This is a genomic window from Clostridium sp. CM027, from assembly GCF_024730565.1.
Lineage (GTDB): Bacteria > Bacillota > Clostridia > Clostridiales > Clostridiaceae > Clostridium_AD > Clostridium_AD estertheticum_B.
Map to the genome: position 1 here is coordinate 517,502 of NZ_CP077725.1, position 26,071 is coordinate 543,572.

At 28.8% G+C, this 26,071-nt stretch carries 30 protein-coding genes and 1 pseudogene; 25 read left to right on the forward strand and 6 right to left on the reverse strand.

Annotation, left to right across the window (positions count from 1 at the left end; translation table 11 throughout):
- The first annotated feature begins 2 nt into the window (after positions 1-2).
- The 19 genes and pseudogenes from KTC92_RS02515 (at position 3) to KTC92_RS02605 (ending at position 15,117) form a co-directional block, all read left to right on the forward strand.
- The gene (locus KTC92_RS02515; RefSeq protein ID WP_220287817.1) at positions 3-416 is read left to right on the forward strand and encodes a helix-turn-helix domain-containing protein; all 414 of its coding nucleotides are present in this window, start codon (positions 3-5) and stop codon (positions 414-416) included.
- A gap of 621 nt (positions 417-1,037) precedes the next feature.
- The gene (locus KTC92_RS02520) at positions 1,038-1,559 is read left to right on the forward strand and encodes a hypothetical protein (protein ID WP_220287819.1); all 522 of its coding nucleotides are present in this window, start codon (positions 1,038-1,040) and stop codon (positions 1,557-1,559) included.
- Between the two features lie 32 nt (positions 1,560-1,591).
- Positions 1,592-2,242 (forward strand): J domain-containing protein, encoded by a 651-nt coding sequence (locus KTC92_RS02525; RefSeq protein ID WP_220287821.1) that lies wholly within the window; start codon positions 1,592-1,594, stop codon positions 2,240-2,242.
- Positions 2,243-2,744: 502 nt separating this feature from the next.
- Positions 2,745-3,158, forward strand: coding sequence for a hypothetical protein (locus KTC92_RS02530; RefSeq protein WP_220287823.1), 414 nt, complete (start codon positions 2,745-2,747; stop codon positions 3,156-3,158).
- Positions 3,159-3,247: 89 nt separating this feature from the next.
- Positions 3,248-4,090 (forward strand): hypothetical protein, encoded by an 843-nt coding sequence (locus KTC92_RS02535; RefSeq protein ID WP_220287825.1) that lies wholly within the window; start codon positions 3,248-3,250, stop codon positions 4,088-4,090.
- A gap of 65 nt (positions 4,091-4,155) precedes the next feature.
- A complete protein-coding gene (locus KTC92_RS02540) occupies positions 4,156-4,395 on the forward strand; it encodes a hypothetical protein (protein ID WP_220287827.1) in 240 nt (79 codons plus the stop codon).
- Positions 4,396-4,686, forward strand: coding sequence for a phage head-tail connector protein (locus KTC92_RS02545; RefSeq protein ID WP_220287829.1), 291 nt, complete (start codon positions 4,396-4,398; stop codon positions 4,684-4,686).
- Positions 4,687-4,838: 152 nt separating this feature from the next.
- Positions 4,839-5,966: a tyrosine-type recombinase/integrase gene (locus KTC92_RS02550; protein ID WP_220287858.1), complete on the forward strand. Its 1,128-nt coding sequence runs from the start codon at positions 4,839-4,841 to the stop codon at positions 5,964-5,966.
- A 1-nt stretch (position 5,967) separates the two neighbouring features.
- Positions 5,968-7,938, forward strand: coding sequence for a tyrosine-type recombinase/integrase (locus KTC92_RS02555; RefSeq protein WP_220287860.1), 1,971 nt, complete (start codon positions 5,968-5,970; stop codon positions 7,936-7,938).
- Positions 7,938-8,312 carry a DUF6262 family protein gene (locus tag KTC92_RS02560; protein ID WP_220287862.1) on the forward strand — a complete coding sequence of 125 codons (375 nt, stop codon included), beginning with the start codon at positions 7,938-7,940 and terminating at the stop codon, positions 8,310-8,312. The genes KTC92_RS02555 and KTC92_RS02560 overlap by 1 nt, the downstream gene beginning before the upstream one ends.
- 140 nt (positions 8,313-8,452) lie before the next feature.
- Positions 8,453-9,577: a hypothetical protein gene (locus tag KTC92_RS02565; protein WP_220286595.1), complete on the forward strand. Its 1,125-nt coding sequence runs from the start codon at positions 8,453-8,455 to the stop codon at positions 9,575-9,577.
- Positions 9,578-9,589: 12 nt separating this feature from the next.
- Entirely contained in the window at positions 9,590-10,078 is a 489-nt protein-coding gene (locus tag KTC92_RS02570; RefSeq protein WP_220286594.1) for a hypothetical protein, read from the forward strand.
- Between the two features lie 314 nt (positions 10,079-10,392).
- A complete protein-coding gene (locus tag KTC92_RS02575; RefSeq protein ID WP_220286593.1) occupies positions 10,393-10,563 on the forward strand; it encodes a hypothetical protein in 171 nt (56 codons plus the stop codon).
- Between the two features lie 263 nt (positions 10,564-10,826).
- Positions 10,827-11,159 carry a hypothetical protein gene (locus KTC92_RS02580; protein WP_220286592.1) on the forward strand — a complete coding sequence of 111 codons (333 nt, stop codon included), beginning with the start codon at positions 10,827-10,829 and terminating at the stop codon, positions 11,157-11,159.
- Positions 11,160-11,572: 413 nt separating this feature from the next.
- Positions 11,573-12,121, forward strand: a complete 549-nt coding sequence (locus tag KTC92_RS02585) for a ribosomal protein L7/L12 (RefSeq protein WP_220286591.1) — start codon at positions 11,573-11,575, stop codon at positions 12,119-12,121.
- Between the two features lie 263 nt (positions 12,122-12,384).
- Positions 12,385-12,531, forward strand: a pseudogene (locus tag KTC92_RS02590) (YebC/PmpR family DNA-binding transcriptional regulator); the annotation flags it as partial.
- A gap of 264 nt (positions 12,532-12,795) precedes the next feature.
- Positions 12,796-13,146: a hypothetical protein gene (locus KTC92_RS02595; protein WP_220286589.1), complete on the forward strand. Its 351-nt coding sequence runs from the start codon at positions 12,796-12,798 to the stop codon at positions 13,144-13,146.
- Between the two features lie 382 nt (positions 13,147-13,528).
- On the forward strand, positions 13,529-14,590 hold the full coding sequence (locus KTC92_RS02600) for a hypothetical protein (protein ID WP_216302773.1): 1,062 nt from the start codon (positions 13,529-13,531) through the stop codon (positions 14,588-14,590).
- A gap of 314 nt (positions 14,591-14,904) precedes the next feature.
- Complete coding sequence (locus KTC92_RS02605) at positions 14,905-15,117, forward strand: DUF3006 domain-containing protein (RefSeq protein WP_220286588.1); 213 nt, start codon at positions 14,905-14,907, stop codon at positions 15,115-15,117.
- An 84-nt stretch (positions 15,118-15,201) separates the two neighbouring features.
- On the opposite strand, the gene KTC92_RS02610 is transcribed toward KTC92_RS02605, so the two are convergent.
- From KTC92_RS02610 to KTC92_RS02630, 5 genes are all read right to left on the reverse strand, one after another.
- Positions 15,202-15,648: an Rrf2 family transcriptional regulator gene (locus tag KTC92_RS02610; protein WP_165414603.1), complete on the reverse strand. Its 447-nt coding sequence runs from the start codon at positions 15,646-15,648 to the stop codon at positions 15,202-15,204.
- Positions 15,649-15,783: 135 nt separating this feature from the next.
- Entirely contained in the window at positions 15,784-16,083 is a 300-nt protein-coding gene (locus tag KTC92_RS02615) for a hypothetical protein (protein ID WP_165414604.1), read from the reverse strand.
- Positions 16,084-16,124: 41 nt separating this feature from the next.
- Positions 16,125-17,240 (reverse strand): amidase domain-containing protein, encoded by a 1,116-nt coding sequence (locus tag KTC92_RS02620; RefSeq protein WP_220286587.1) that lies wholly within the window; start codon positions 17,238-17,240, stop codon positions 16,125-16,127.
- Between the two features lie 15 nt (positions 17,241-17,255).
- Entirely contained in the window at positions 17,256-18,134 is an 879-nt protein-coding gene (locus KTC92_RS02625) for a M15 family metallopeptidase (protein WP_220286586.1), read from the reverse strand.
- 387 nt (positions 18,135-18,521) lie between these two features.
- Positions 18,522-19,391: an SDR family oxidoreductase gene (locus KTC92_RS02630; RefSeq protein ID WP_216302776.1), complete on the reverse strand. Its 870-nt coding sequence runs from the start codon at positions 19,389-19,391 to the stop codon at positions 18,522-18,524.
- Between the two features lie 407 nt (positions 19,392-19,798).
- Between KTC92_RS02630 and KTC92_RS02635 the strand changes: the two genes are divergently transcribed.
- Entirely contained in the window at positions 19,799-21,073 is a 1,275-nt protein-coding gene (locus KTC92_RS02635) for a DEAD/DEAH box helicase (protein ID WP_220286585.1), read from the forward strand.
- Between the two features lie 318 nt (positions 21,074-21,391).
- Here KTC92_RS02635 and KTC92_RS02640 read toward each other — a convergent pair whose 3' ends face one another.
- The gene (locus KTC92_RS02640) at positions 21,392-21,652 is read right to left on the reverse strand and encodes a thioredoxin family protein (protein WP_165414609.1); all 261 of its coding nucleotides are present in this window, start codon (positions 21,650-21,652) and stop codon (positions 21,392-21,394) included.
- 238 nt (positions 21,653-21,890) lie between these two features.
- Here KTC92_RS02640 and KTC92_RS02645 point away from each other — a divergent pair, with 238 nt between their 5' ends.
- From KTC92_RS02645 to splB, 5 genes are all read left to right on the forward strand, one after another.
- Positions 21,891-22,940, forward strand: coding sequence for an AI-2E family transporter (locus KTC92_RS02645; RefSeq protein ID WP_220286584.1), 1,050 nt, complete (start codon positions 21,891-21,893; stop codon positions 22,938-22,940).
- Positions 22,941-22,957: 17 nt separating this feature from the next.
- Complete coding sequence (locus tag KTC92_RS02650; protein WP_216302779.1) at positions 22,958-23,818, forward strand: methyltransferase domain-containing protein; 861 nt, start codon at positions 22,958-22,960, stop codon at positions 23,816-23,818.
- 136 nt (positions 23,819-23,954) lie between these two features.
- Complete coding sequence (locus KTC92_RS02655) at positions 23,955-24,434, forward strand: LURP-one-related/scramblase family protein (protein WP_216302780.1); 480 nt, start codon at positions 23,955-23,957, stop codon at positions 24,432-24,434.
- A 138-nt stretch (positions 24,435-24,572) separates the two neighbouring features.
- Positions 24,573-24,806, forward strand: coding sequence for a hypothetical protein (locus KTC92_RS02660; RefSeq protein WP_165414612.1), 234 nt, complete (start codon positions 24,573-24,575; stop codon positions 24,804-24,806).
- 249 nt (positions 24,807-25,055) lie between these two features.
- Positions 25,056-26,066 carry a spore photoproduct lyase gene (gene splB, locus KTC92_RS02665; protein WP_220286583.1) on the forward strand — a complete coding sequence of 337 codons (1,011 nt, stop codon included), beginning with the start codon at positions 25,056-25,058 and terminating at the stop codon, positions 26,064-26,066.
- Positions 26,067-26,071 lie beyond the last annotated feature (5 nt).

Consider the following 26,071-nt stretch of genomic DNA (forward strand, 5'->3'; position numbering starts at 1 on the left):
TTATGACTAATTATACAATTGTAGATAATAATTTAATAACAGATGCAGACCTTCCCGACAGTGCTTATAGGCTATATAATCTAATGTTATCAATGTGTTATGGAGAAAAAGACACTATTTACCCATCTATTGCTTACCTTGCTGAGAAGCTTAATAAAAGTGTTAAAACTATAGGTAGAAATCTAAAAATACTTAAAGATAGAGGGCTAATTATATCCCGGCGGCGAGGGAGTATATCAAATTTATATACCTTAGTTAAAAAAACTATGCAAGTAAAAGCTGAAAAGTTAGTTAATAAAATCAAAAGTAAGTTTGTTAAGCCTAAATTTACTAAAAAACCTAGCACTATCTGTGATTACGACCAAAGAACTTATGATTTTGATGAATTAGAGAAGAAACTGCTAGGGTGGGATTAAAATAAAAAAGGGCTTCCTTAAAATAAAGGACACCCACGAAAGAAGTAATTAATCTGTACGCTAATATAGATTAATTTAGACTCAAAACTAAATACACAACTAACAATATTATAACCCTTATTTTCAAAAAATAAAAGATAATTAGGTTTATTTGTTATGTAAAATTTTAGACATACAGATATGTAGGTCTTTTTGTTGTGCAAATAATTAGATTTAATTAATATTCACTCAGATAAAATAGTGATTTTGTAAATAATGAATACTAATTAAAGGTAATTATGATGAACACGTTAACTAAAATATGTAAAATAAATAGTTATACAACACGATAGGACATTTAGTATATATTTAATAGGGCTATTATTGTAATAGAGATAAGACAAGTATTACAGCCAAAGAACTACAAGCTAATAACTAATTTAATTAATACCTATTAGGGATATGATTATCTAACATTTAAGCCTTTTAAATCAAAGGGAAAAGATACTTGAAATTGAATTAAGTTATATTTATTAAATTAGGCTAGTATATAACATATGAACAAATAATTAACATAAAAAGAAGGATATATAAATATTTTGTAGAATTAGTAAAATAATAACAATTTAGGGGGGGCAATGTGTGAAAAAGAAAACAATATTAATATTCAGCGTTATGTTGTTATCAATTATGATGTTTGGATGCAGCAATAAATCTAATCAATCATTAGCTGAAACTCCAACAGAGACTACTACTCCAGTAGAAACTACTGCTGAAATAGAAACTGACTCTACGGATGCTTCAATTAATGAATACATGAAAACAAATAATGTCACATTAAAAGCAAAAGATGTCCAATTTGATATGAATAATAATTTAAATAAAAAATTTGCAATAGAAGGATTAGCTACAATAGATGATTATTATAACTATGGATATACAGATGAAACGAATTATTTTTGTATTAAAGTAAATACAGATGATACTCCATCAAATTCATGGTATTTATATTGTAGTAGAACCTCTTTTACAGAAGTATTTGATTTATTAAAAGAAGGAAATAATGTGTATATAACAGCTACCTGTTATATATCCTCAAATGTATTTAAACCTAATCAAGGCAATATGGCAGAAGTTTCAAGTATGGAATGGATCACTAATTAATAAATATATTCATGGAAAGAGGGGGAGTTATTTTGGAAGTTGGCATTACTATACTTGTTTTATGTGTAATAGTACTTGTTATATGTAGTATTTATATTATAGAAAATGGAGGGAAAATATCAGGGAAGGATGTTATCTGTCCGACATGCAAAAGTACAGTCCACATTCCAGGTGATGGTGAGTATAATTGTCCGAAGTGTAATAATGACTTTTCATATGGACAACATAGTGGAATATCAGTTATCTGTCCGCATTGCAGAAAAAGTGTATTTGTTCCTAGTGAAGGAAGGTATACATGTCCTAAATGTTTTATTGGATTTACTTATGGGGAGCAAAAAAGCGATACAATTCATACAGAATCAATTCAAAATACTGATTATAACAAATATTATGACGTACTTGGATGCAGCTATAATGCTAGCGAAGATGAAATAAGTAAAAAGTATAAAGAAATGAGTATGAAGTTTCATCCCGATAAGATAATGTCTAAAGATTTACCCGAAGAACTTGTTCAATTATCAACTCAAAAATTTATTGAGATTCAAGAAGCATATGAAAAGATAAAAGCCTCAAAAATTGATTTATCTAAAATATCAGATGCAAAAACAGAGTATCTAAAAAAATGGGGTTTAATAAAAGAGGATGTAAAAACTAATTATTCTATGGTTTTATATTATAAATGAAATCCTTTAATTGATGCAAACGGCAATTATTTCAATAAACCATTTTATCTATGGGTAGATAATAATATTGTATATTTATTAGATGTTGATTTCATTAATAGTATTGGTTTATTTAAAATTGATATTAGAGATGTAAATTCATATAATTTAACATGTGGTGAAAATAAAGTAACATTTATTAGCTTAAACCACAATAATGAAATACATACTGTTGGTGTAGATTATACGGTATATGACATTTTGTTAGAAAATTATCCGACAAAAGATTTAGAGTATATCAATCAACAGAAAATAGTATAAAGAATATGAGAATTGATTTATTAAAGGAAATACTATTCTACCTAATCCTTAAAAATAATCGTCATAGGCTCTCTAACCACTCTATAAATATGTTATATAGGTGCTACTTTACTCATATATCTTGTAATATCCTATAGGTGATTATGACTGGAGCGTCAATAACAGATTTTTAGAAAATTTATTTACTAGGAGGAAACAATACATGAGAAAGAAAATAATATTAATAATCGGGATTATGTTATTGTCAATTGTGATGTTTGGATGTAGTAATAATGATATAAAAACACCTGATACTTTAGAGTTAAAGGATGAATATAAAAAAGATGTAAGTGAAGAATATATTAAAAGCTTTAATGAATGTACTTCATACGCAATTAAATTATATAAAAATATTGATAATACAACAGAAGAAGATATAAAAAGGATGCAGAACTTAACGGCCACATTACTAGAAAGTAAAAGCGGCTCAGAATTATCAGAGTCAGAAATGTTAATAGGAAAGAAAATTACAGATGTTAATAGTGAAATGGTGTCTTATTATTTAGGCAGCGACAAGAAAGAAACAAAAGCAAAATTGAAAACAAATATGCAGAGTCTTTTAGATTTATATAAATAATCGTGTAGAACGGATTTTATAATCCGTTCTATTTTATGTGTAAACCTTCAATCATGTGGAACCCTCCGTCAAAGAAGGAGTATATGTTTATGAATAACTTTATACAAGAAACAGTTTCAAGAGAGATTTTAGTAGCCCAAAGAGATGCGAGTGTAATAAGACAGTTCTGTGCAACACAATATGAGGGAGATATATTAGGTAAAGGTACTTCAGTAAAGGTTAATATCATGACTCCTGCTACTCTAAAAGATACAGCAACTAATCCAGTATCAAGAGATGCAGATGGTATGGATACAAGTTTTGTAATGGTAAAACTAGAACAAGACAAGAACTATAAATTTGAAATTGAACACAAAGATATAGCTGAGGGTATGCCAACAGGAATGTTTGCAGAAACACTTACAGATATGGGTATGCAAATTGCTCTTGATGCTGATAAATTGGTATTATCTAAATACACAGAAGTATTAGCAGCTAACATAATTCCAAAAACTACAGTTGATAAAACTAATATATACGATTATTTAATAGATCTTGATGTTAAAATGGACGAACTTGAAATACCTCAAATGGGTAGAATAGTAGTATTACCTCCAAGAATTGCAGGACTTTTAGCTAAGGATGAAATTATAAGAACAGCTAAAGAACAAGACATGCCTTTAGGTTATGTTACAAAAGTTGGTAACTTAACAATTGTAAAATCTAACTATGTAGCAGTGAAAATGGTGGCAGAAGTTAAAGACTCTTTTGAATGTTTAGCTTTTGTTGCTGGTAAAACTTTTTCTCATGTTAATGGATTCTGTGAAGACAAAGTAGTAGATGGCAGTGTAATAACAACAGGCTTTAAGGACATTGCAATGGGTCAAGTAATATCAGGTGCTAAACTTGTTATGGCTAAGTATGCTGTATTATTTGAAATAGCTTATAAATAGGATATATCATCAAGGGTGCTTGTTAATCAAGTGCCTTATTTTTTTTAATAAGGAGTTGAAAAGATTTGTTATTTTTAAATAAGAACACAGGTTTAAAATGGGAAATTAATAATGAGGAACATCAAAACAGACTTAAAAATGATTCGGATTATGAAGTTGTTGAAGCTATCCCAGAAGAGCATATAACTTTAGACTTAGATACTTTAGAATATAAAGAACTTCAAGCAATTGCTAAAGAAAAAGGCTTGAAACATACTGGAATTAGGAAAGACGATTTACTGAAATCCTTAAAGGAAGGTGAGTAAATGGATATATTAGCAATGCTAAAAACTTTATTGAATATAGAATTAATAGATATTTCAAAAGATGAAATTCTAAATTATATGTTAGAAAATAGTAAAATTAAAATAAGCAGATATTTAAGAGTTTTATATACTAAAGGTGATGTGATTTTTGAAACAAATTATTTGAATGTAATAGTTGAACTAGCAAAATATGATTATAAAAATCAAAAAGCTACAGGCATAAAGCAATATACAGAGTCTAAAAGAAGTGTAACCTATAGAGATGCTATTGATTCAATTCCAGGAATATAGTGTAGTTAATTAGACCGTGTTTATAGTATTCTATGATACATTCTTATATAGATATAAAACGATAAGTATTAAATATATAGTTTGAAATATTATAGTAGCTATAGTAAACTATATGTAGAATATAATCGAATTATAGGAGTGTATATAAAAGTATGGAAGTAGTAAAAGTAAAAACAGAAGATGGTAAGGAAAGATATTTTGTTGCAGATGATAATGGATTGCCTATAGAACCAATATTAAAATTTATTAGGTTTAAGGATAACACCAATTTTGCGAGAAATACTTTAAGAATGTATTGTCAGCATTTAAAGTTGTACTTTGAATATCTACAACAAAGAGAATTAGATTTTCAAAAGGTAACTATTGATGACTTAGCTTTATTCGTGAACTGGTTACAGAATCCTTATAAGAGTTTAAAGGTAATTCCAACGCATCAAGTTGATGAAGCAAGAAGTCCAAGAACAGTAAATATTATAGTAAATGCAGTTTTATCGTTTTACGACTATATTTTAAGACACGAGGAATATAGCAATAACATTTCAGATAGACTTAAAAAGTTTGTATCTACTCCAAGTAGAAACTTTAAAGGTTTCTTATATGGAATAGCTCATGAACAAAAGAAAGTTTCAAGTAATATATTAAGATTAAAAGTCCCTAAGTCTAAACCTAAAACCATATCTAAGGACGAAATAGGAACGCTCGTTAGAGCTTGTAATAACCTTAGAGATAAGTTTCTATTAATATTGCTATATGAAACTGGAATGAGAATAGGCGAAGCCTTATCGTTATGGATTGAAGATTTTGATATAAGTGACATGATTATAGACCTACAAGATAGAGGCGAACTTGAAAATAACGCAGAGATTAAAACAGTGTCAAGTCCAAGAAGGATTGATATATCACAGAATTTAGCCGATACGTTTATGGAATATATAGCTGAATATCATACCGAAGAAGTTGAAACTAACCATATATTCATAAAACTAAGTGGTGAAAACAAGTATAAAGCTATGCATTATGTTGATGTTGATAATTTATTTAGAACATTAAAAAAGAAAACTGATATATATGTTACACCCCATATGTTTAGGCATACATCAATAACTACTCTTAGAATGGCGGGTTGGCAACCAGAATTACTTAGAATAAGAGCAGGACATAAAAATATTTATACTACTATGAATACTTATATTCACCCTTCTGACAAAGAAATAACGGAAGAGTTTAATAAAACTCAACCGAATTTGAGATTAGATATTTACAATGAAGGGGATGAATAAGATGAAAAATTTACAACGGATAAAAGGTAATCAACAAAGTAAGTATGATGAAATAATTGAGTATTTGAAGCAAGATAATGGATATTGGCTAGAGAATGATAAATGGGATTTAACAGAAGAATTTTTTGTAAGAAAAAAAGTTTATACTTCAAGATATATTGACTTTCTTTCTTTTAAAAATGAGCTGATAAAGAATGAAATTAAATATTATGTGTTATTTAATTTTAAGGAATATCATCTTAAAAAATCACAGTTGTTAAATATAAGTTATAGGTTAAATCCTATGGCAATCTTTATTGAAAAATCATATAAAGATATAAATAGTTTTAATATGATTGAAGATAAAAACGCATTGTTAATAAAATGGAAAAGCCATTTATTAATATCAAATATAAATACTGATAATAGCTTAAATATTTGCAATTCCATATTAAGCTCTCTATACGATTTTATTAAAGATTTTTATGATGATAGAGAAGAAACCGAAAAAGATATATGGTATTCAAAGAATATTAGAGGTGCTAAAATACCTGCAAGTGGTGCTAATAATGCAATAAATAATCAACTTAATTTTAATAATATTCCTGTTTATTATGGAGATATGGTCAAACGATATTTTAAAACTATTATAACTAAAAAGAGTTGGAATCATTGTGTTCAGATTACAAATAATTTAAATTATTTCTTTAATAAGTTTTATTCCAATGGATATAAAAATGGATTTATGGAAAATTTATCAAGACAAGATATAGAAAACTATTTATATTGGTTGGGCAATGATTATAAAGACAAAAACCCAACATACAGATGTAAATTTATATCTTATATTAGAACATTCTTAGAATATATTCAAATGGCTCAATATGATAAAGCTCCTAAAAAAGAGATATCATTTTTAATATTCCAAGATGATATTCCTAAAAGAGAATTAAATAAAGATGAAGTTAAGAAAGCTAAATTTATCCCAGAGCCTATATTAAAACAATTAGATAATAACATTATGGATTTAGATAGACCGCAGTATATATCTATTTATATTCTCCTTAGAGAAACAGGATGGCGTGGTACTGATATATTAAATCTTAGATATCATAATTGCTTAGAACAAATTTGGAATAACAAAGAGCAAAGCTATAACTACTACTTATGTGGTGAAATAACCAAAACAGATATAGCACTACTTAAAATACCTATAAGAGATAAAGTTGCTGAAATGGTTCAAAAATCTATTGATAAAGCTAAGGAGTTAAGTACAGAAGAAAATAATCCAAAGAAGTATTTATTTAATACTTATGAAGGAAAGTTAAAAGGAAGACCGTTAAACAAGGCATCATTATTAATAACTATTAAAAGGCTAATTGAACAAAAAGAAATTAGAAATATTAATGGTGAGTTATATCACTTTAGACTACATTCACTAAGACATACAAGGGCTAAGGAATATGTAGAACAAGGCATGGGAATAAGTATTATACAACAGATTTTAGGACATCAGAGCATTCAAATGACAGTTCATTATGCTACTGTTAGTGAGAATATGCTTTACGAGAAATGGAAGAATACCGAGGATTTAGAACTCTTTAAAGTAAATACTGAAACTAATGAACTTATAGAGGTAGATACATCAACTGACGCAGGAGAAAATCTTATTAGATATGAATATGTTAAAAAGAATTTAGACGCTGTAAGAGTACCATTTGGAGTATGTTTTAAAGCTTCTAAAATCCCTTGTAAGCAACAAATGAACCATTGTTTAACTTGTGCAAGTTTCTGTACTACTACCGAAAATGTCCCCGAATACGAGGAAGAAATACTAAAAGTTAAAACACAGATTGAAGTTAGTGATAAATTTGGCAGAGAATTATGGTCAGAAAAGAATAAGCAGTATCTAAATATATTAGAGAAAACATTAGGAAAAGTTAAAGAACAAAAGTTGGTTCATAAGAACGGTAAATCAAGGGAGGATTCATAATGGCAGACCATACTAAAGGATTAAAAGAATATGCAAAAAATAAAAGTAAGATTACTTTGGAAAAGGTGGATAAAGCCATTAGGGAACTTTCTTTGACTGAACAGAAAATCAACTTCAATAGTGTTTCTCAATTAGGTGGGATTTCTAAAACTTTTCTTTATAATAATGAAGAGACTAAGAAAAGAATTGAGGAACTTAGGGATAATCAAACGAGTAGGACTATGAATCAAAGAGCTAAATATGATAAAACAGCTAAATCTAAAGACATTATCATAATGGCTAAGGATAAAAAGATTAAAGAACTTGAAGAAGAGAATAGGAAGTTAAAAGAGCAATTAGAGATTCTTAGAGGTAAGTTATATGAAAAATTATAAACTACATTGTTTATATGTAGTTTATGTGCAAACATAGCTATGACAAGAGGCTTACTATCTTGTACACGAGATATTTCCAGGAGAAATAAAAGCAATGTTACCTAAACCATCAATAGTTATGTTTTAAGGAGGGTGCAAAAATGTTTGATGATACAATTGTAAAAATACTAGGTAGTTCATATACAAATACACTTATTAAATCTACCTTGTGTGATTTTCAAGATCATACAAGCACTATAAATAAAGAAGGCTACGACTATAAATGCACAAAATTATTGTTTGTAGATTATATCGAACCACTTATGTATGAGAATTTTTATCTTAATATTGATAATGTAATTTATAAAATAATTAAGGTGGATACATGCTCAGATCATATGGAAGTGTATTTATATTTTATGGATTTAAAAGATATAAAGGTTAATGATATAGATAAAAAGGCATTGATTCAAGAGGATGCAGATAAAGTAATTGATTATAAAACTATCATATCAGACTTTGTTATTAATACCGGGGATCTAATTCAATATCAGGATGATGACTGGTTAATCATTGGTGAAGTATCTAAAACTGATACTATATATAAAGCTACAATGAGGAAAGCACAACACACTCTTAAGTTCTATGTAAAAGGTGAGAGAGTATTTGAGGCTCCTACAATAGTAGAAATTTCAACTCAATCTATTAATGAAGGTAAAATTATATCCACAATAGATGGGAAAATAGAATTATCCATAAGGGACATTGCACCCCATAGGAAGATTACTTATAATAATCGTTTAATCCTCATGGGTATTCCATGGGAAATTGAGGGGTACACAAGAGAAACACATGGATTAATACAGTTATATTGTAAGAAAGGACAATTCATTACAGATGATGATAAGGCTTTAGAAATAGCCTTTAATGATACTTGCAATACAGATATTCCAGAAGATCCAGAAAGTCCTCCAGTGGTTTTAATACCTTATTCTATTACTCCATTAGTTGATACAATAACACTTGAGGCAAAACGTACTTTTAAAGTTATAGACAATAACACTAATTTAGAACCTGTAAAAGTATTTACATTCACATTAGAAAAGGCTATTGAGAAGAATAATATAGATCCTAATGTATTAATAACTTTGATAGATAATATAACCAGTACAAGTTGTCGATTAGTAACTAATACAAAGGTTAAAGGATATTTTTATTTTGTTGCAACTTGTGGGGATATAATCATAAAGAAATTATTAAGAATAAAAGGAATGATGGATAAATAAAGGGGTAATTGGATGAGTAAATATAAAGAGATGAATAAATTTATCAAAGATATTTCAAAGATGATATGTGAAAATCAAACGATATGCAAATTATTATACTATAATACACCAGATGCATTAGATATGCCGGATATAGAAGATGCAGCATTATTAATTAACAAGAATATATTATTCTGTAACTCCGTACCTGGTGATGATGAAGCTATAAGTATATTGAGTATTGTTATGACAAACATTGAAAACGATGGTAAGAATCCTTATATAAGAGGTTATAAAATAGTGTTTACAATATTAGTACATTCCTCCTTATACGTGTTAGATGAAGGTGATTTAAGAGTTGTAGGGATAATGAGTGAACTGGATGATATGTTTAATGCGATACATAATAGCAGTAGTCCCGATAAGATGAAAAGGCTTAGAGATGAAGGAGCTCAGCATACATGGGCAAGTAAGAATTATAATGGATATAGTTTAATTTATAGTACATTTAATAGGACATAGGGGATTGATTTCCTTTATGCCCTATTTTTCTTTTTGTAAAGTATAAGAGTAAGAACAAGGAAAACTTATGGTATTTACTGTCTTATTTTTTGTTATTAATTTTAATGAATCCATTACAATATATGGTAAAATATTTGTATGGGATATGTTAATTTAAATAATGTATGTTTTGAAGAATTTATGTAAAATTATGAGAATGTGACTAAGAATTATGAAAAAATATATTGAAATATGGAGTATGAGGTGATAGAATGAGTGTAAAGATGTGGACAAGCAACAAGAAAGTATACAAGATACACATAGGGGGAATGGATATGGCAACAATATCATTTGACAGAGCAATAGTTTTAAATGATACTTCTGCTGAAGCACTGATAAAAAAAATACAATATGACAGAATGAATATGGCTATAATAAAAGATATTAATATTGAAAAAAAATTAGAAGAAGGTAAAAAGTTATTGAAACAATTATTCTCTCGTTAAAAGAAGCTTTAAATGAAGTTTCAAAAGAGGGAATAGCATCACAACTTAAAACTTTTTCTTGCCATAGGAATAAAGATGTTGAAAGCTTTTTAAAGAATACTGCTATTAGATTTGATGAAGCAGATAAGTGTAGGACTTATTTAATTGTACCAAAAGATAATCCACATGAGAAAAATGGTGATTTAAAGATATTAGGATATTTTTCAACTTCAACTAAATCTATAAAAATACCTAATACTTTAAGTAAAACGAAAACAAGACTTTTGGATGGATTAAATAAAAATGCCGAAGAATTAAAATGTTATCTAATAGGTCAGTTGGCGAAGAATGATACATATAAGGATTTAATTGATGGAAAAGAAATTTTAGATAGTGCTTTAAATATAATACAGAAGTGTTATGAGATAATGGGAATGAGAGTAGTTTTAGTTGAATGCGTAAGTAATAAAAATTTAACTGATTTTTATGAAAATAATAACTTTCAATTAATTGGATATGACGAAAAAACAGAACTTTTACAATTCGTAACAACATTAACATATCCAAAACCAGATGCAAAGAGTATCTTAGAATTAAAAGAAGAAAAGACAAGCTAAAACTAAGATGCGGGTCACTTACAGATTGTTAGGTGATTTTAAAGGGACTGAGCGATTAATTTCGTTTTAGTCCCTTTTTTTTCGCTAAACTATAAGGGGCGGTATTTTTACGTTTGAATTAATTTTATAATTATTGTAGAAAGCATGTACTGGTTTATGCCAGCACCATTCTTGTATATACCGATTACGGTTCGCAATTGAGAGTGAATGAGAATGAGAGTACGTGTGTTCGTATTATGTTGTCGTAATTTTTTACGGTAAATATGGTAAAGAATTTATATGTACGAGCAGCTACAAGTTTTAAACAAATACACAGATATTCCATAGTTAATTGACAAAATACGGATAATAAGATATTGTTGAAATAGGGAAATTTTACATTACAGTGAAACAATTCAAAAAGGAGAATTTGTATGGGTAATTTAATTAAATGTCCAATGTGTGATAAAGATATAAGCCCCAATGCAGTAAGTTGTCCTCATTGTGGTGAACCAATGAAAATACAAGAACAAAAGATAGAAGCAATTGAACAACCTACTTCTTATAATTTAGTTTTAGAAAGCACTACAAGTGTGATCAAAACAATTAAATTAATAAGAGTATTGACAAATTGGGGATTGAAAGAGTCTAAAGATGTAGTCGACAAAATGCCTTCTGTCTTTATGTTTGATTTAGATATTAATAAGGCCGAAAGTATTAAAAGTGGATTTAAAGATGTTGGAGCAGTTGTAAGTTTAGTGGGAAATACGGTTAGTAATAAACCTAATGAACCAATTAAAACACAGGTTAAATCAACTTATGTGGCTAAAGATAATTTAATTAAATGTCCAAATTGTAAAAGTGTCAAATGCAATAAGATTGGTTCCATAAGTAAAGCGGCCAGTGTAGGTGTATGGGGTATTTTTAGTTTGGGAAAATTAAATAAAACATGGGAATGTAAAAGTTGTGGATATAAATGGTAAGAGCTAAAAGGAGTATATGAGATTAAGTTCGTGTATACTCCTTTTTTTCGTTTTTTTATTTGGAGTAATGTATATATAATAGTAGCAATAAATAAAACTATCATGCTTAAAATTGATGTATACATTAATGAAGAGATTTTTGAAATTTAAATAAAGCAATGTATACCATCGTGAAACACTTGATTTTAGTCATTTTATAATGGTATACTATGATTACATGATGGTTTACGAATGAATTCCATGATGGTCTATCAATATAATAAGAGGTTACAATGATACCAGATAACATGATACCTATTAGCCTGGAAGGCGCCGGTAAAGTGCAAAGACTTATAGATGCGCTTGAAGATGATGATGACGTACAGGACGTTTATCACAATGCAGAGTACCCTGAGGAATTTGAGGGATAGATGGTTTGCAGGCAATCATCAGAAATTTAGATGTTTGTATAATGATATACATGTTACCGTAGAAAATTTAAGACAATGATATACTGAATTTAACCACTTTCAATAATAGATACACAATGTATCTGTTATTGGAGGTGTTTTTTTATTTTACAGAAAATATGGTGGTAAATATAAGAGGAATTTGTATAGTATCAAAAATAGTATATTTTAATTCAATTATCCTAATAATATAAAGAACAAATAATCTTAGGATGGTGTGTAAAAATGAAGAATGTAAAAATTGCTTCAACATTTATTATAATTAGTATATCTATTTTGCTATTTACTGCTTGTAATTCCATGAAGTCGCCGACTAATACTACTAAAAAAGCTATCCTTCCAACAGCAACAAAAACAATTTACTCTGACACTCTTAAAGGACTAGTTACGGCTAAGACAATAACACAAACCCAGTCAGATAAAGTAATGGAAGATGCAACAAAAAATGTGTCGCAAGTTAAAGGTAGTATTAATAGATTAGGTACATTAGTAGAAAATCGTGTAATTACTCAAATACAAGCTGATAAAATAAACCAAGAAATTGAGAAAGGTATGAAAGGTATTGAGGGTAAGTAGCTAAGGGTAAGATTACCCGTAGAATAATAGGGGAGCTTAGAGATGAGCTTCTTTTTTTGTCGTGCAAAAAGGATGGTAATATACGAGACCCTATGAAAGAGTGCTCTAATGTAATATTTATATCACATTAGAGTAAAACTTAGTGGGAGTATAAATCTCCTTCTGAAGTCATTAATATTGCAGATTCGCAGGAGATGACTTACACAATTAGAGTAGGAGAAATACTACTTTCGTTCTTTAGTTTGCAAAAATATTAGGTTTACTAAGAAAGTTGATAAATCAATTAACCAAATTTTTCATAATTATAAAATATTATGTAAATTATGATATAATATGGATATGTAAGAACGGATAAAAAATAATTATATACGAGGTGGATAAGATGAAGTGTTTTAATAATTTCTTAAAAAATATGTTAATTAATGATTTAGAACGTAAGGCATATTATGAAAGTAAGAAAATATTAGAAAAAAGAAAGCCTATTTATGTATCAAGACAAAAATGGTTAAATATCCGTAAAGTCGCTATAGATGAATTTGTAGGAGAAAACAAAAATCCTAGAAATATTAGAGAACTTGAATTTAGTACATGCTATAAATTTTTAAATAATAATAAGCCTTCTTATATTAATAACAATGAATGGGATTATATATTGAAAAAATCTACAGAGGTATTAGAGGAACAAATCAAAAAAATAGTTATGGAAATAAACTATTACAATGATTTTTCAGTGCTTTTAGGTTTGAATAAACCTCAAAATATTAAGCAAGATATATGGAATATAATACAGAATAAAATTTTTGATGTATTTATATTATTAAAAAAATACAATGCTAGTCAATATTATTTTAATACAGATAAAATACTGGATTTATTAAAAGAAAAAAAACAAAATGGAATGTTAGAAGATAAGTGGCTGGATTATTATAATTTCTTAAAAGAGTTGTATTTACAAAATTTATTAAGTAAATTATATTCTATAAAGTCTCCAATTGAATTTATAAATAATCATCCACTAGAATATTTGGAAGACAAAAAAATTTATGAGTTAAAGCATGAGGCATATAGATTAGAACTACTTGCCTTTAAAATACTTTGTTATACTAAAAATCCGAAAGAATTAATTAAAAAGGAAAAACCTGCTTGGATTAAAGATATTGATTTTAAAATAATAGTATTAGATTTAAAGGGTAAAATTGAGATTGACGAAAAGAGAGAAGAATACAAAGAAAAACTACAATTGATTAATGGAATTTTAAAATGCAATAAATTACAGATGGATAGACCGAAAAATATAAATGAAGAAGACTGGTCATACTTATTTGATCTAGATAAAAGTATAAAAGATAAAATTGATAATAACAAGAAAAATGATATGGCGAAAAAACTAATTGAAGATGAAGAAGAAACAAAATATATGAAAAAAATCACAAATATATTATAGGATAATAAATTAGTACAATATATATTCGAATAAAATTTGTTCAATGATGGTATAACACCTTAGTGTATTGATTAATTATTAATACACTAAGGTAGGTTTAATATTAAACACCCTGTGGTTAATTCATCCCTTGAGAAAAAGTCAAAATAACTCAAAATAAGAGCGTTACAGTATATACTGTAACAGGTGAAAAGTATCACAGTGATGGTTGTAGATACTCAAAGAAAAGTAAAATGCATATGAATTTGAATAATGCAAAAGCGGGATATGAACCATGTAGCGTTTGGGGGGCACCTCGTTAAGGAGTTGATTGTATGAAAATAATAATAGATAGATTTGTTGGCTGTTATGCAGTATGTGAAAAAGAAGATAGAAGTATGATTGATATTAAAAGGATTAAATTACCTCATAGCGCTAAAGAAGGAGACGTACTTAGTATTGATAATGGTTTGATTACTATTGATACAATGGAAACTAAAAAAAGAATCAGAGAAATTGAAAAATTAACTGAAGATTTATGGGAATAGAATTAATCAAGGTGTTCTTTTATGTTAATGAAAATAAATGAAGAATAACAGCACCGGGATTTCCAAAGTGCTGTTATTCTTCATTTATATTATAAAGTCTAAGATATACTCATCATTTAGACTTTTATATTTTTCTACAAGATCTTGTAGCGTTACTGAATCCATAACTTTATTAATTTGTTCATTAACCTCTTGCCAAACTAGAGTGTTTATACAAACTTTTATGGTTTTATCAACACCTAAGGCACCACCATCATCTCCAGTAATATCTAAATCACCTTCAAGGGTTCTTAAAACTTCACCTACTGTGATTTTTGATGCTTCTTTTGATAGGGTATAACCACCCTGGGATCCTCTTGCACTTTTTACAAGATTAGCCTTTCTAAGTACTGAGAACACTTGTTCTAGATAATTTTCTGAGATTGACTGCCTTTCAGCGATAACCTTTAAGGGTATATAGTCTCCAAATGAATGCACAGCTATATCAACCATTGCCCTTAAACCGTATCTTCCTTTAGTAGAAATATTCATGGTAAGTTAATTCTCCTTATCTACACTAAAATATACATATTATGCATAATATAATATTTATTCATCAAACTATATACTACTATATTGAAAAGAATAAGTCAACTTAACCATGCCACAACGACACTTTCTGGGGAACTATAAATTTTCGAATTCATTTAATGTCTTTAATTTGCTCTCAACTTTAGCCTTTTCACTTCTTATATTATCTAATTGCTGTATTAGTTTTTTATTTTCTACTTTTATGTTTTTGGTTGAATTGTGTTTAAGACCTGTTTCTGAAAGTTCTAATGTATATTGAATTTCTTGCTCAAGCTTGCTTTTATAAGTTTCCTCAAATTCCTTCTCTACCTCAGTTAATTCTTCATTTAAAGTTGTTTTCATACTATCAATAACCTGCCTAGTAACTTCTGATTTAATTTGTTCTTCAGTTTTCATGATTATTTACCTCCTTATAGTTTATTGTTTTAATATTTTTGTTAATAATGAACTCTAACTAACCAAAATTTAATGTTTTTATCGCTCCATCCAAGATCCCAAGGAACTTTATTTCTATCAGAATTATGACAGCTGACCAAGGAATATCCTCTTGAATCAGATCCTGTAACAACAGAAATATGAGTTATGTCATTTTTCTTTTCATAGGCAACAAAATCTCCTGGCAGTAGATTATAACTAGCTTTATATACTTTGTCATAGCTGCCATAGGAAATTATTGATGCTCTACCACTATATAGCATATAGTTTTTAAAACCATCCGCATTTAGCCAAGATCTTGTTGCTCCATTTTTGTCGTAGTTCCAAGCAGGATTTTTTCTGAATTTACTTCCTTCTAAAAGAATTTGTGATGCAAAGTTTGCACAATCACCACCTTCGGGATTATAATTTCTGTACTTTTTATTATACTTGTATTCGTATTCTGCAGTGCTTGCAGCCCCGCAATATTTATCAGCATATTCTATAGCACTTACTCTTCCTTTATCTATGGCAGATAGATCTCGTGCGCTTTGGGATAGTATAAATTTTTTTATAGAATCTGCCTTAATATTATCTAAGTTTAAAGAGTTTGCAAAAGGGTCTTTATACCATTCTTTAGAAATTACCCAAGAACCATCTTTACTCATAAGTTGTAAGTTGTGATAGGTTCCAATTCTAGACGTATTTTCTAGTCCGGGCTGATTTTCATATTCATATTTATATTCTGTGGAGCATAATAAATAAACTGAAAGATTATTATTGCTACCTTTAATATTTTTTACAATTACAGTTGGTATAATATGTGTAAACTTAACTCCTTGTTTTTCTGCCCAATTATTAATATACTCCATCTTTCTTTTTTCATATTCATATGCCCAAGTTCCATATTTTGTGTCCATATTATAAAGTGACTGTATTAATTTTAAATCACCGCTAAGTAGGGCTTTGTTTCTTATTTGAAAAATTTGATCTATATAACTAGTAACTTCTTTTTTTGAATCATCCGTAATAGCATATGTGTAACTATTGCTATATAACTGTATTAATAAAAGAAGTATGATAAATATAAGTAATCTACTTTTAGATAATTGTAACTTTTTAATTTTACAAAAATTCATAATATTATACTCCTATTATTTTATTAATGCATTGATTCTATCAATTGCATTCTTTATAGGCACTTGTTGCCATGGTGCACCTTCATACCAAGCATTTTTTGAACCTACATTGCCTGTAAAATAGCGAGCTTTTAAAATGATTTCAGGTCTATACTCGAAATGTAAGATATCAAAGTGTGACCATTTACCACCCCAAACAAAGCCATTATTTTCAAAAACTTTTACAAGCTCGTTCGGATATGAGGATAATCTGTTTTCACCTGCTTCTTTTGATGCCCATTTCCAATAATCACTTTTATCACTAGCAAGATCAATAGCAATACCAAAAGAATGAGGACTTAATCGATTTGTACCTGCAATTACGCGATAATTAAAAGTTCCACTACAGGGAAGAAGACATCTTCTTACATTTTGGTTTCTTTCTGAAAGAGGAATTAGCTCACTCATAACAGATTGCAGTGAATCGGATGCACTACTACTATTATTGAATTGAAAATTACTATAACCTACTTTGACTTTTGTAAGTTTGGATTCTACAGCTTTTTTTGAAGTGCCATAAACTTCTGATAATAAGTCGTAGGACCGAAAGCGACCAGGATCAAAATTAGACTCCATAATGCTTTTAACAGCAGAAAGGGGATAAATTTGATCTAACGTGTCTTGAAGATCTGGGTTTGATAGTTTTTCTTGTGAATTTTTCTCTTTCTTGTCATCATAGCATAATTTTTTTCCAGACTTCATTATTAAATATACGTGTCCATTATTTTCTTCAATACTTGTAATATATTCAGAATAAGCTATCATTAGGCAGAGTAGGTCTTGCTTCATTATTATGTTATACTTATTAGCGTTTTGATCTGTAAAAGTAAAATTTGTAGCCGAGGCTATTGTCATATTGCAAATATTAAGAAGTAAACTAACAAAAAGCGTGAAAGTAAAAATTTTGATTTTGATAATATCTTCCTCCTTAAAAAATAAATTATTTTAAGAAATTTTTAAAAAATATACAAGGATCAAATTACTTATTAATAATACTATTGGTATATATATTTGCCAATGTACTATTATTATATGTGTGGATATATTAACAAATTAAGTGAAGCTATTTCCAATAGAAATAAAATAATTATAAATTTTTAAAAAATTGCAAAAGGAGAGAGGTAGAAATAAAGGTACCACAAAGCGAACAAAATAGGCCTCAAAAAATTGACGCCTATTTTGTATTTTCCTATTTAGTTATGATAAGAAACATGCCACTTGTAAGCTGGATGATACCAGGTATTAACCATTTATAATATTGCCGCCATTTACATGAATAGTTTCACCGCTTATAAATGAAGAACCTTCGGAAGCTAAAAACACATAAGTTTCAGCGAGTTCTACAGGTTGACCTGGCCTTCCCATAGGAGTGTTGCTCCCAAATTTACCAACCTCATTTGCGCTAAAGGAAGACGGTATAAGAGGTGTCCATATGGGGCCTGGAGCCACTGAGTTAACTCGTATTTTTCTACTTGCTAATGAAAGAGCTAAAGAACGGGTGAAGGTAACTATTGCTCCCTTAGTTGAGGAGTAATCAATTAATGTTTCGTGGCCTTTGTAGGCTGTAACCGATGAAGTATTTATAATAGTAGCACCCTCTATTAAATGGGGTAATGCAGCTTTAACCATATAAAACATGGCAAAAATATTTGTTTTAAAAGTTTTCTCTAGTTGCTGCTTTGTAATATCTTCAATACTATTTTGGGGATGTTGCTCACCGGCATTGTTCACAAGAATATCTAATTTACTAAATTCTTTTATTATTTTATTTACAGAATCATTGCAAAAGGTATCGTCTCCTATATCTCCGGCAATTAAAATACACTTTCTACCCTTTGCCTCAATAAGTTTTTTTGTCTCTTCTGCATCTTCATGCTCATCAAGATATACTATGGCTATGTCAGCTCCTTCTCTGGCGTATGCAAGAGCAATTGCTTTTCCAATGCCACTATCGCCACCTGTAATTAAGGCAACTTTATTCATTAATTTTCCAGAACCTATGCAATTTAAATTTTCAAAAATAGGTCTTGGATTCATAAGCGTTTCTAATCCTGGTTGTTTATCTTGTTTTTGCTCAGGTACGTTCATAGGGTAATTAAAGTTTTCATTCATATAAATGTCTCCTTTTGTAAAAAAAATATTTTGTAGATATAGTTTGTGGTAAATTAACAGCTATATTCAACATTATTTATGGAAAATAGAAGAATAGCAACAAGAGTCGAAATATGTTATAATAAAAAAATATGAGTGCAACGAATAGTTGAATTAAAACAGTTATAAGATTGAAGTTGATATAAAAGAAACATATTTATTTATACATCATAGACCTACAAAGTCGGAGCTAAATGAAGAAAAATCAGCCTAAATATGCTCATATCACTAATAAAAGGGTGGTTTCTTAGATGCAATATAATCATGTAAGAAAGTTGTTGTTTCCAATTTTCGGGAAAATTCATAACAGGATATCAGTGATTTGTGACATTTAAAGTCAAAGACAGCCACTTCCAAAGGAGAAAAAAATGTTATTCGAAGACTTAAATCTTATTACACCAATAAACAAGGCTTTAAAAACTGAAGGTTATGTGCAACCTACGCCTATACAAGAAGCTGCAATTCCTACTATATTGGAAGGAAAAGACTTTCTAGGCTGTGCTCAGACAGGCACTGGAAAGACAGCGGCTTTTGCTATTCCTATACTGCAAATTCTTTGTGGGAGGCAAAAAGTTATAAAGGGACCTAAAAATATAAAGGCCTTAATACTCGCACCTACTAGGGAACTAGCAATTCAAATTGGAGAAAGTTTTACAGCCTATAGTAAACACATGAATCTTACTAGTGCAGTTATTTTCGGAGGCGTATCACAAAAAAAACAAACTGATGCTTTAAAAGATGGAGTAGATATTTTAATTGCCACTACTGGTAGATTACTCGATTTAATGCAACAGAAATACATTAACATACACCATGTGGAAATGTTTGTACTTGACGAGGCAGACCGTATGCTTGATATGGGATTTTTGCGTGACGTAAAAAAAATTATAGCGCAACTACCTAAAATTAGACAAACTATGTTATTTTCAGCGACTATGCCAACAGAAATCTCAAAGCTAGTTGATTCTATTCTTGTGGATCCAGTAAAAGTAGCAGTGACACCTGTTTCATCTACCATTGAGCTTATTGAACAATCAGTATATTTTGTGGATAAAAAAGATAAGAAACCGCTACTTATTCATTTGCTAAAAGATAAGTCCATAGTTTCTGCCTTAGTATTTTCAAGAACAAAGCATGGTGCAAATAAAATCACGAAGGACCTTAACAATGTAGGAATAGAAGCACAAGCTATTCATGGTAATAAATCTCAAAGTGCTAGGCAACTTGCTTTAAATAATTTTAAGTCGGGTATAACAAGAGTATTAGTCGCAACAGATATAGCAGCGAGAGGTATTGATGTTGATGAATTATCTCATGTAATCAATTTTGATTTGCCAAATATACCAGAGACTTATGTTCATAGAATAGGAAGGACTGGTAGGGCAGGACTTGGTGGAGTTGCACTTTCGTTTTGCGATGAAGAAGAAAAACCTTTTCTTAAGGATATTCAAAAGGTTATATCAAAATCAATACCAGTAATTGAAGATCATCCTTATCCTGCAAGTAATGAACCTGTAATAGCAAGTAATGATAAGGCAAATAAACCTTCAACAAGAAAGCCTCAACAATCAGGCAATGCTAGAAGAAATGGAAGAAATCATGGCGGGAGTCAGCAGCCTAAAAATTTTAGATCAACAAGATAAAAAACATAAAGCCAATGATTATATAAAATAATCATTGGCTTTACTAATCCATATAAAATATGGATTTATAACTCCGTATTTTAATTTTCATACGGAATTACTTAGTAGTCCCCATTTTTAGCCCCAGCAATATTGCCTACGCTTAAAATTACAAGTGGTTTACTTATTAACATAACTAACATCTCCCTTTTATAAGTTTAATGTTTGTTTGTCGACTACAATAATAGTATATCCCGCGATTAAAAAGATATACATGAAATTAAAAAAATGTAAGAAGATAATTTAAAATTATCTTCTTACATTTTTAGTTTATTAAAATTATTTTAAGGCCTTTTCAAATATACCATTAATAATATTTTTAGAGGCAACGCCTTCATGAACTTTAACTCCGTCAACATAGTACGTAGGGACATAATAGTATGTATATTGTTTTGCTATATCCGGTTGAAGCTCTTCATCAATTATTTTAATATCAATACCAGCGTATTCTGGATTTTGTTTTTTTATAGCGTCCATCCAAGTAAGTGCTTTTTTACAATATGGACACCATTCAGTTACAAACATAATTACAGGTTTCATTTATTATCATCACCAAACTTTCTTATTAGTATATATATTATACACCATTTTTCTTATTCTTCGTGTATTATAAAATTTTAAATTTAGTACATAGTAATTAATAGAAATAAGTTAAACAATTTGATATAATGAAATAGCCGAAAAATAATTTATTATAGCGAAAAAATTAAAATAATGTTTAAATAAATCTCAATAAATTTTAACAAAAAACAATAAAAAAGATGAAGGAGCGCCTTAAATGCAAACAATAACACAGTTATTTAATAGAAAAACCGTAGAGAAAATGCTATTGCTTTTAGCAATAATATTATTTGCATATTTAATAAGATCCATTTTTAATTTGATTCTATTAACATTTATGATTACTTATTTAGTGAATAGTCTACAAAGTTTATTAGTTAAGCAAATTAACAGAGTAGTAAAAGTAAATCCAACTATTATTACTATAATTATATATATGTTTATGACAGTAACAATAGTCCTTCTAGCAGTAAAATATATACCAATTGCTATTTCTGAAAGTATATCTATTTTAGGCAAGATGGAATATATTAATTTTTCTGAAAATACAAAAGGATTTACGAAGTATTTAGCACCGATGTTTAATCAAATTAATATTGCAAATTATGCTAAATCGGGTATTCAAAGTATTATGATTTTTGTAACTAATTTTGGAAAATGGAGTTTTAATTTTTTTATGGCACTTTTACTAAGCTTAGTATTTATATTAGAGAAGGACAGCGTGTTAAAATTTGTACATAAGTTTAAATATAGTAAAGTATCTGTGGCATATAATTATTTGAGCTATTTTGGTAATAATTTTTTAAATTCCTTTGGTAAAGTAATACAGGCTCAAATAATGATAGCCATTGCAAATACAGTATTATCAGTGATAGGATTAACTATAATGGGATTTCCGAAATTATTCGCTCTTGCATTTATGATATTTATTTTAAGTCTTATACCAGTGGCGGGGTTATTTATTTCGCTAATTCCCCTATGTTTAATTGCTTTTAAAATGGGCGGGTTAGTTAAAGTAATATTTGTGCTTATTATGATTTTTATAATTCATGCTATTGAAAGTTATATTTTAAACCCAAAGTTTATGTCTGATACCACCAATCTTCCAATATTTTTTACTTTTGTAACATTAATAGTGTCAGAGCATTTTATGGGAATTTGGGGTCTGCTCCTTGGAATCCCAATATTTATATTTATATTAGATTCAATTGGAGTAGAGTTTAGCGAAAAAACCATTCTAAAATTAAAGAAAATTAAAGAAAATTAAAGAAAGGCAGTGATTTTGTGACAATAGAAAATAAAGAATCTATATTAAAATGTCCCGTATGCAACTTAAGTTTAAAAAAGTATGAAAAACAATATGTATGTTTAAATAATCATAGTTATGATATAGCAAGTAAAGGACATATTAATCTTTTGCTTGCTAATCAAAAGAAAACAAAAGACCCTGGTGACTGCAAAGAAATGATGGAAGGGCGTAGAGACTTTTTAAATAAAGGGTATTATCACACTTTTTCTGATAAACTAAATGATGTAATAATATCAAATATAAATGGAAATAATATAAATATACTTGATGCTGGGTGTGGAGAAGGATATTTTTTATGCAGATTAAAGGAAGCCATACATAGAAAAGAAGCTAGCTACACCCGAAATAAAGAAATTGATTTTTTTGGCGTAGATATTTCGAAAGCTGCAGTTACTTATGCAACTAAGAGAGATAAAAAAATAAAATTTATAGTAGGTAGTAATTTTAACCTACCCATAATGCCAGGCACTATAGATATCATTATAAGAAATTTTGCACCCTCAGATGAGACTGAGCTTAATAGGGTTCTAAAGGATAACGGTAAGCTAGTTGTTATAACTCCTGGAGTTCAACATTTATATGGTTTAAAAGAAATATTATATGTAAATGCTAGAAAACATGAGGAAAAAGTAACAACATTTGATGGATTTAAGTTAACTCAGAGCGTGGAAGTTAAGTACAGCATCGATGTCGGAAATGCTGAAGATATAAAGAGTCTTATTGCAATGACTCCTTACTATTGGACTATTGATAATGCAATGAGAGAAAAAGCTAATGATACCTCAAAGCTATCAACTTTGCTCCATTTTAATATAAGTATATATGAAAAAAATTAACCGTATCCTCCATTTGAACTTCTTAGTTTTATTGATAATGCATGTAGGTTTTGGTAAAATCAAATTAGAACTAATGGAACTATATTTATAATGTATAATAAAATATATAGGAATAAATGTTATTGGGGGAGTTTGTGTGAAGTTTTATATCCGAGAAAAGATATTCTCAATAGGTGACAGTTTTAGTATTAAAGATGTTTCAGGTAATGATGTATTCAATGTAGAAGGAAAGATTTTCTCATTTGGAAATAAACTTAGAATTTATGATATGAATAATAATGAAATTATATACATTGAGCAGAAGTTATTTAAGTTACTGCCGGAATATAATATATATTTAAGCGGAAACTATGCTGCCAAAGTGAAAAAAGAATTCACCTTATTTAGTAATAAATTCCATATAGAAAGCGATATGGGTAATTACGAGATTGAAGGAGACTTCTTTGCTCATGATTTTTCAATAGTGAAAAATGGTAGTATAGTTGCGCAAATAAACAAAAAATGGCTTTCGTGGGGAGATACTTATGAAATTGCCATCAATGAAGAAGAAAATTATGCGTTTACCTTAGCAATGGTAATTGTAATTGATCAAGTATTGCATGATAATAAAAAATAAAATAATGGGTAAATATCATAAATATTCGATTTCTAGAAGACTTTTAAAAAAAACTTATTAATTTAATTAGAAATGATTTATTGATGTTATTTAAGATGATATAATGTATTTGATAAATAAGAAATTTGAGGTGCATCCATGACTAATGATGAAATGTATAAACGTATAATAGCTATGACTAGTGTTAAAACTGCAAAAAGCTTTATTAAGACTTGTGATATAAGTAAAGGGGACCTAGGCAAGCTTTGCAAGAAATTTAACATATTTGTAGAAGGTAAAGCTACTAAGGAAGAAATGATTGATAGATTTATAGGAGAAACCCTTGGGAAAAAATTAAAAAATAAGGTGATCAATAAATACAACACTAGATAAAAAATATTAAGTTTGTAAAATCACTGAAACATAGGGAGAACGGTATATATTTATTATACCGTTCTCCCTATATTTTGGTTACTATGGTAAATATAAAACCGCGGTTTTATTATGGAATCAGTAGGTGCAATAATTATTGTGTGCTTTTAAGTGATAATAAGTAAGAAATAAGAAATAAGGAAGACTATAAAGGAGCTGAGATGTATAAATAACTTTGTTTAATAAAATAATACTTATGAGGTGAGGATAATGGAGTTATTTATACCAGACATTGCATATATAGATCCTAAAGTTCTGAAATATGATGCAGCAAAAAAAGTTATAGAGCACTTAGAAAGCTTAAAGGTACCCATAGTTAATTCTAAAAGAGTAATAATAGATTGTGGATCACCTGAAAAAAATTATGCAATGTCTAAAAAGGTTGTTCTTTTTACGATAAACGGTCAAAAAAAATTATCGAGTTGCAAACCATCTGCTGATTATCAATTTTCACTATCAAGTTCATGCCCTGCAAATTGTGAATATTGCTATCTTCAGACTACTCAAGGTGAAAAACCTTTCATGAAGATTTTTATGAATATTGAAGAAATTTTAGAGAATATACAAACTTATATAGAGGATAACAAGCCGAATATTACGACCTTTGAATGTGCAAGTATAACAGATCCCATTGCGCTTGAACACTTAAGTGGGAACTTAAAAAGATGCATAGAGTTCTTTGGAGAAAGTTCCAATGGTAGATTGAGGCTTGTAACGAAATTTAATGATGTTGATCCATTTTTAAAGCTAAAACATAACAAGCACACAAAATTCAGATTTACTTTAAATTCGCGTTATGTAATAGATAATTTCGAACACAATACTTCTAGTTTTAAGGAGAGAATAGACGCAGTTAAAAAAATTGCTGCTGCTGGATATCCAATAGGATTCATAATTGCACCTATCATGATATATGATAATTGGCGTGAGGAATATAAGGAGTTATTTGAAACACTAAAAATAGCACTAGGTGATTATACTGGGGAAGTAAGCTTTGAACTTATTCAACATAGATTTACTAAAGCGGCAAAGGAGTTGATAGTTCAACGATTTAAAAATACTAAGCTTGATCTGAATGAAGCAAAAAGGCAATTGAAATGGGGGCCGTATGGAAAATTCAAATATGTCTATAAAAAACCAGACAGCGAGGATATTAAAAATTATATCTCAGAACTTATAAATAATAATTTTAAGCAGGCAATAATTGAATATTTTACTTAGTATTC

What these genes read in the sequence shown, in the direction of transcription:
- KTC92_RS02625 (WP_220286586.1), bottom strand. Translation starts at nt 18,134, where the DNA reads ATGACAATAGCCTCGGCTACAAATTTTACTTTTACAGATCAAAACGCT.
- KTC92_RS02585 (WP_220286591.1), top strand. Translation starts at nt 11,573, where the DNA reads ATGGGTAATTTAATTAAATGTCCAATGTGTGATAAAGATATAAGCCCC.
- KTC92_RS02640 (WP_165414609.1), bottom strand. Translation starts at nt 21,652, where the DNA reads ATGAAACCTGTAATTATGTTTGTAACTGAATGGTGTCCATATTGTAAA.
- KTC92_RS02565 (WP_220286595.1), top strand. Translation starts at nt 8,453, where the DNA reads ATGTTTGATGATACAATTGTAAAAATACTAGGTAGTTCATATACAAAT.
- KTC92_RS02610 (WP_165414603.1), bottom strand. Translation starts at nt 15,648, where the DNA reads ATGAATATTTCTACTAAAGGAAGATACGGTTTAAGGGCAATGGTTGAT.
- KTC92_RS02515 (WP_220287817.1), top strand. Translation starts at nt 3, where the DNA reads ATGACTAATTATACAATTGTAGATAATAATTTAATAACAGATGCAGAC.
- KTC92_RS02575 (WP_220286593.1), top strand. Translation starts at nt 10,393, where the DNA reads ATGGCAACAATATCATTTGACAGAGCAATAGTTTTAAATGATACTTCT.
- KTC92_RS02615 (WP_165414604.1), bottom strand. Translation starts at nt 16,083, where the DNA reads ATGAAAACTGAAGAACAAATTAAATCAGAAGTTACTAGGCAGGTTATT.
- KTC92_RS02595 (WP_220286589.1), top strand. Translation starts at nt 12,796, where the DNA reads ATGAAGAATGTAAAAATTGCTTCAACATTTATTATAATTAGTATATCT.
- KTC92_RS02600 (WP_216302773.1), top strand. Translation starts at nt 13,529, where the DNA reads ATGAAGTGTTTTAATAATTTCTTAAAAAATATGTTAATTAATGATTTA.
- KTC92_RS02570 (WP_220286594.1), top strand. Translation starts at nt 9,590, where the DNA reads ATGAGTAAATATAAAGAGATGAATAAATTTATCAAAGATATTTCAAAG.
- KTC92_RS02550 (WP_220287858.1), top strand. Translation starts at nt 4,839, where the DNA reads ATGGAAGTAGTAAAAGTAAAAACAGAAGATGGTAAGGAAAGATATTTT.
- KTC92_RS02630 (WP_216302776.1), bottom strand. Translation starts at nt 19,391, where the DNA reads ATGAATGAAAACTTTAATTACCCTATGAACGTACCTGAGCAAAAACAA.
- KTC92_RS02555 (WP_220287860.1), top strand. Translation starts at nt 5,968, where the DNA reads ATGAAAAATTTACAACGGATAAAAGGTAATCAACAAAGTAAGTATGAT.
- KTC92_RS02545 (WP_220287829.1), top strand. Translation starts at nt 4,396, where the DNA reads ATGGATATATTAGCAATGCTAAAAACTTTATTGAATATAGAATTAATA.
- KTC92_RS02535 (WP_220287825.1), top strand. Translation starts at nt 3,248, where the DNA reads ATGAATAACTTTATACAAGAAACAGTTTCAAGAGAGATTTTAGTAGCC.
- KTC92_RS02530 (WP_220287823.1), top strand. Translation starts at nt 2,745, where the DNA reads ATGAGAAAGAAAATAATATTAATAATCGGGATTATGTTATTGTCAATT.
- KTC92_RS02635 (WP_220286585.1), top strand. Translation starts at nt 19,799, where the DNA reads ATGTTATTCGAAGACTTAAATCTTATTACACCAATAAACAAGGCTTTA.
- splB (WP_220286583.1), top strand. Translation starts at nt 25,056, where the DNA reads ATGGAGTTATTTATACCAGACATTGCATATATAGATCCTAAAGTTCTG.
- KTC92_RS02560 (WP_220287862.1), top strand. Translation starts at nt 7,938, where the DNA reads ATGGCAGACCATACTAAAGGATTAAAAGAATATGCAAAAAATAAAAGT.
- KTC92_RS02620 (WP_220286587.1), bottom strand. Translation starts at nt 17,240, where the DNA reads ATGAATTTTTGTAAAATTAAAAAGTTACAATTATCTAAAAGTAGATTA.
- KTC92_RS02605 (WP_220286588.1), top strand. Translation starts at nt 14,905, where the DNA reads ATGAAAATAATAATAGATAGATTTGTTGGCTGTTATGCAGTATGTGAA.
- KTC92_RS02660 (WP_165414612.1), top strand. Translation starts at nt 24,573, where the DNA reads ATGACTAATGATGAAATGTATAAACGTATAATAGCTATGACTAGTGTT.
- KTC92_RS02645 (WP_220286584.1), top strand. Translation starts at nt 21,891, where the DNA reads ATGCAAACAATAACACAGTTATTTAATAGAAAAACCGTAGAGAAAATG.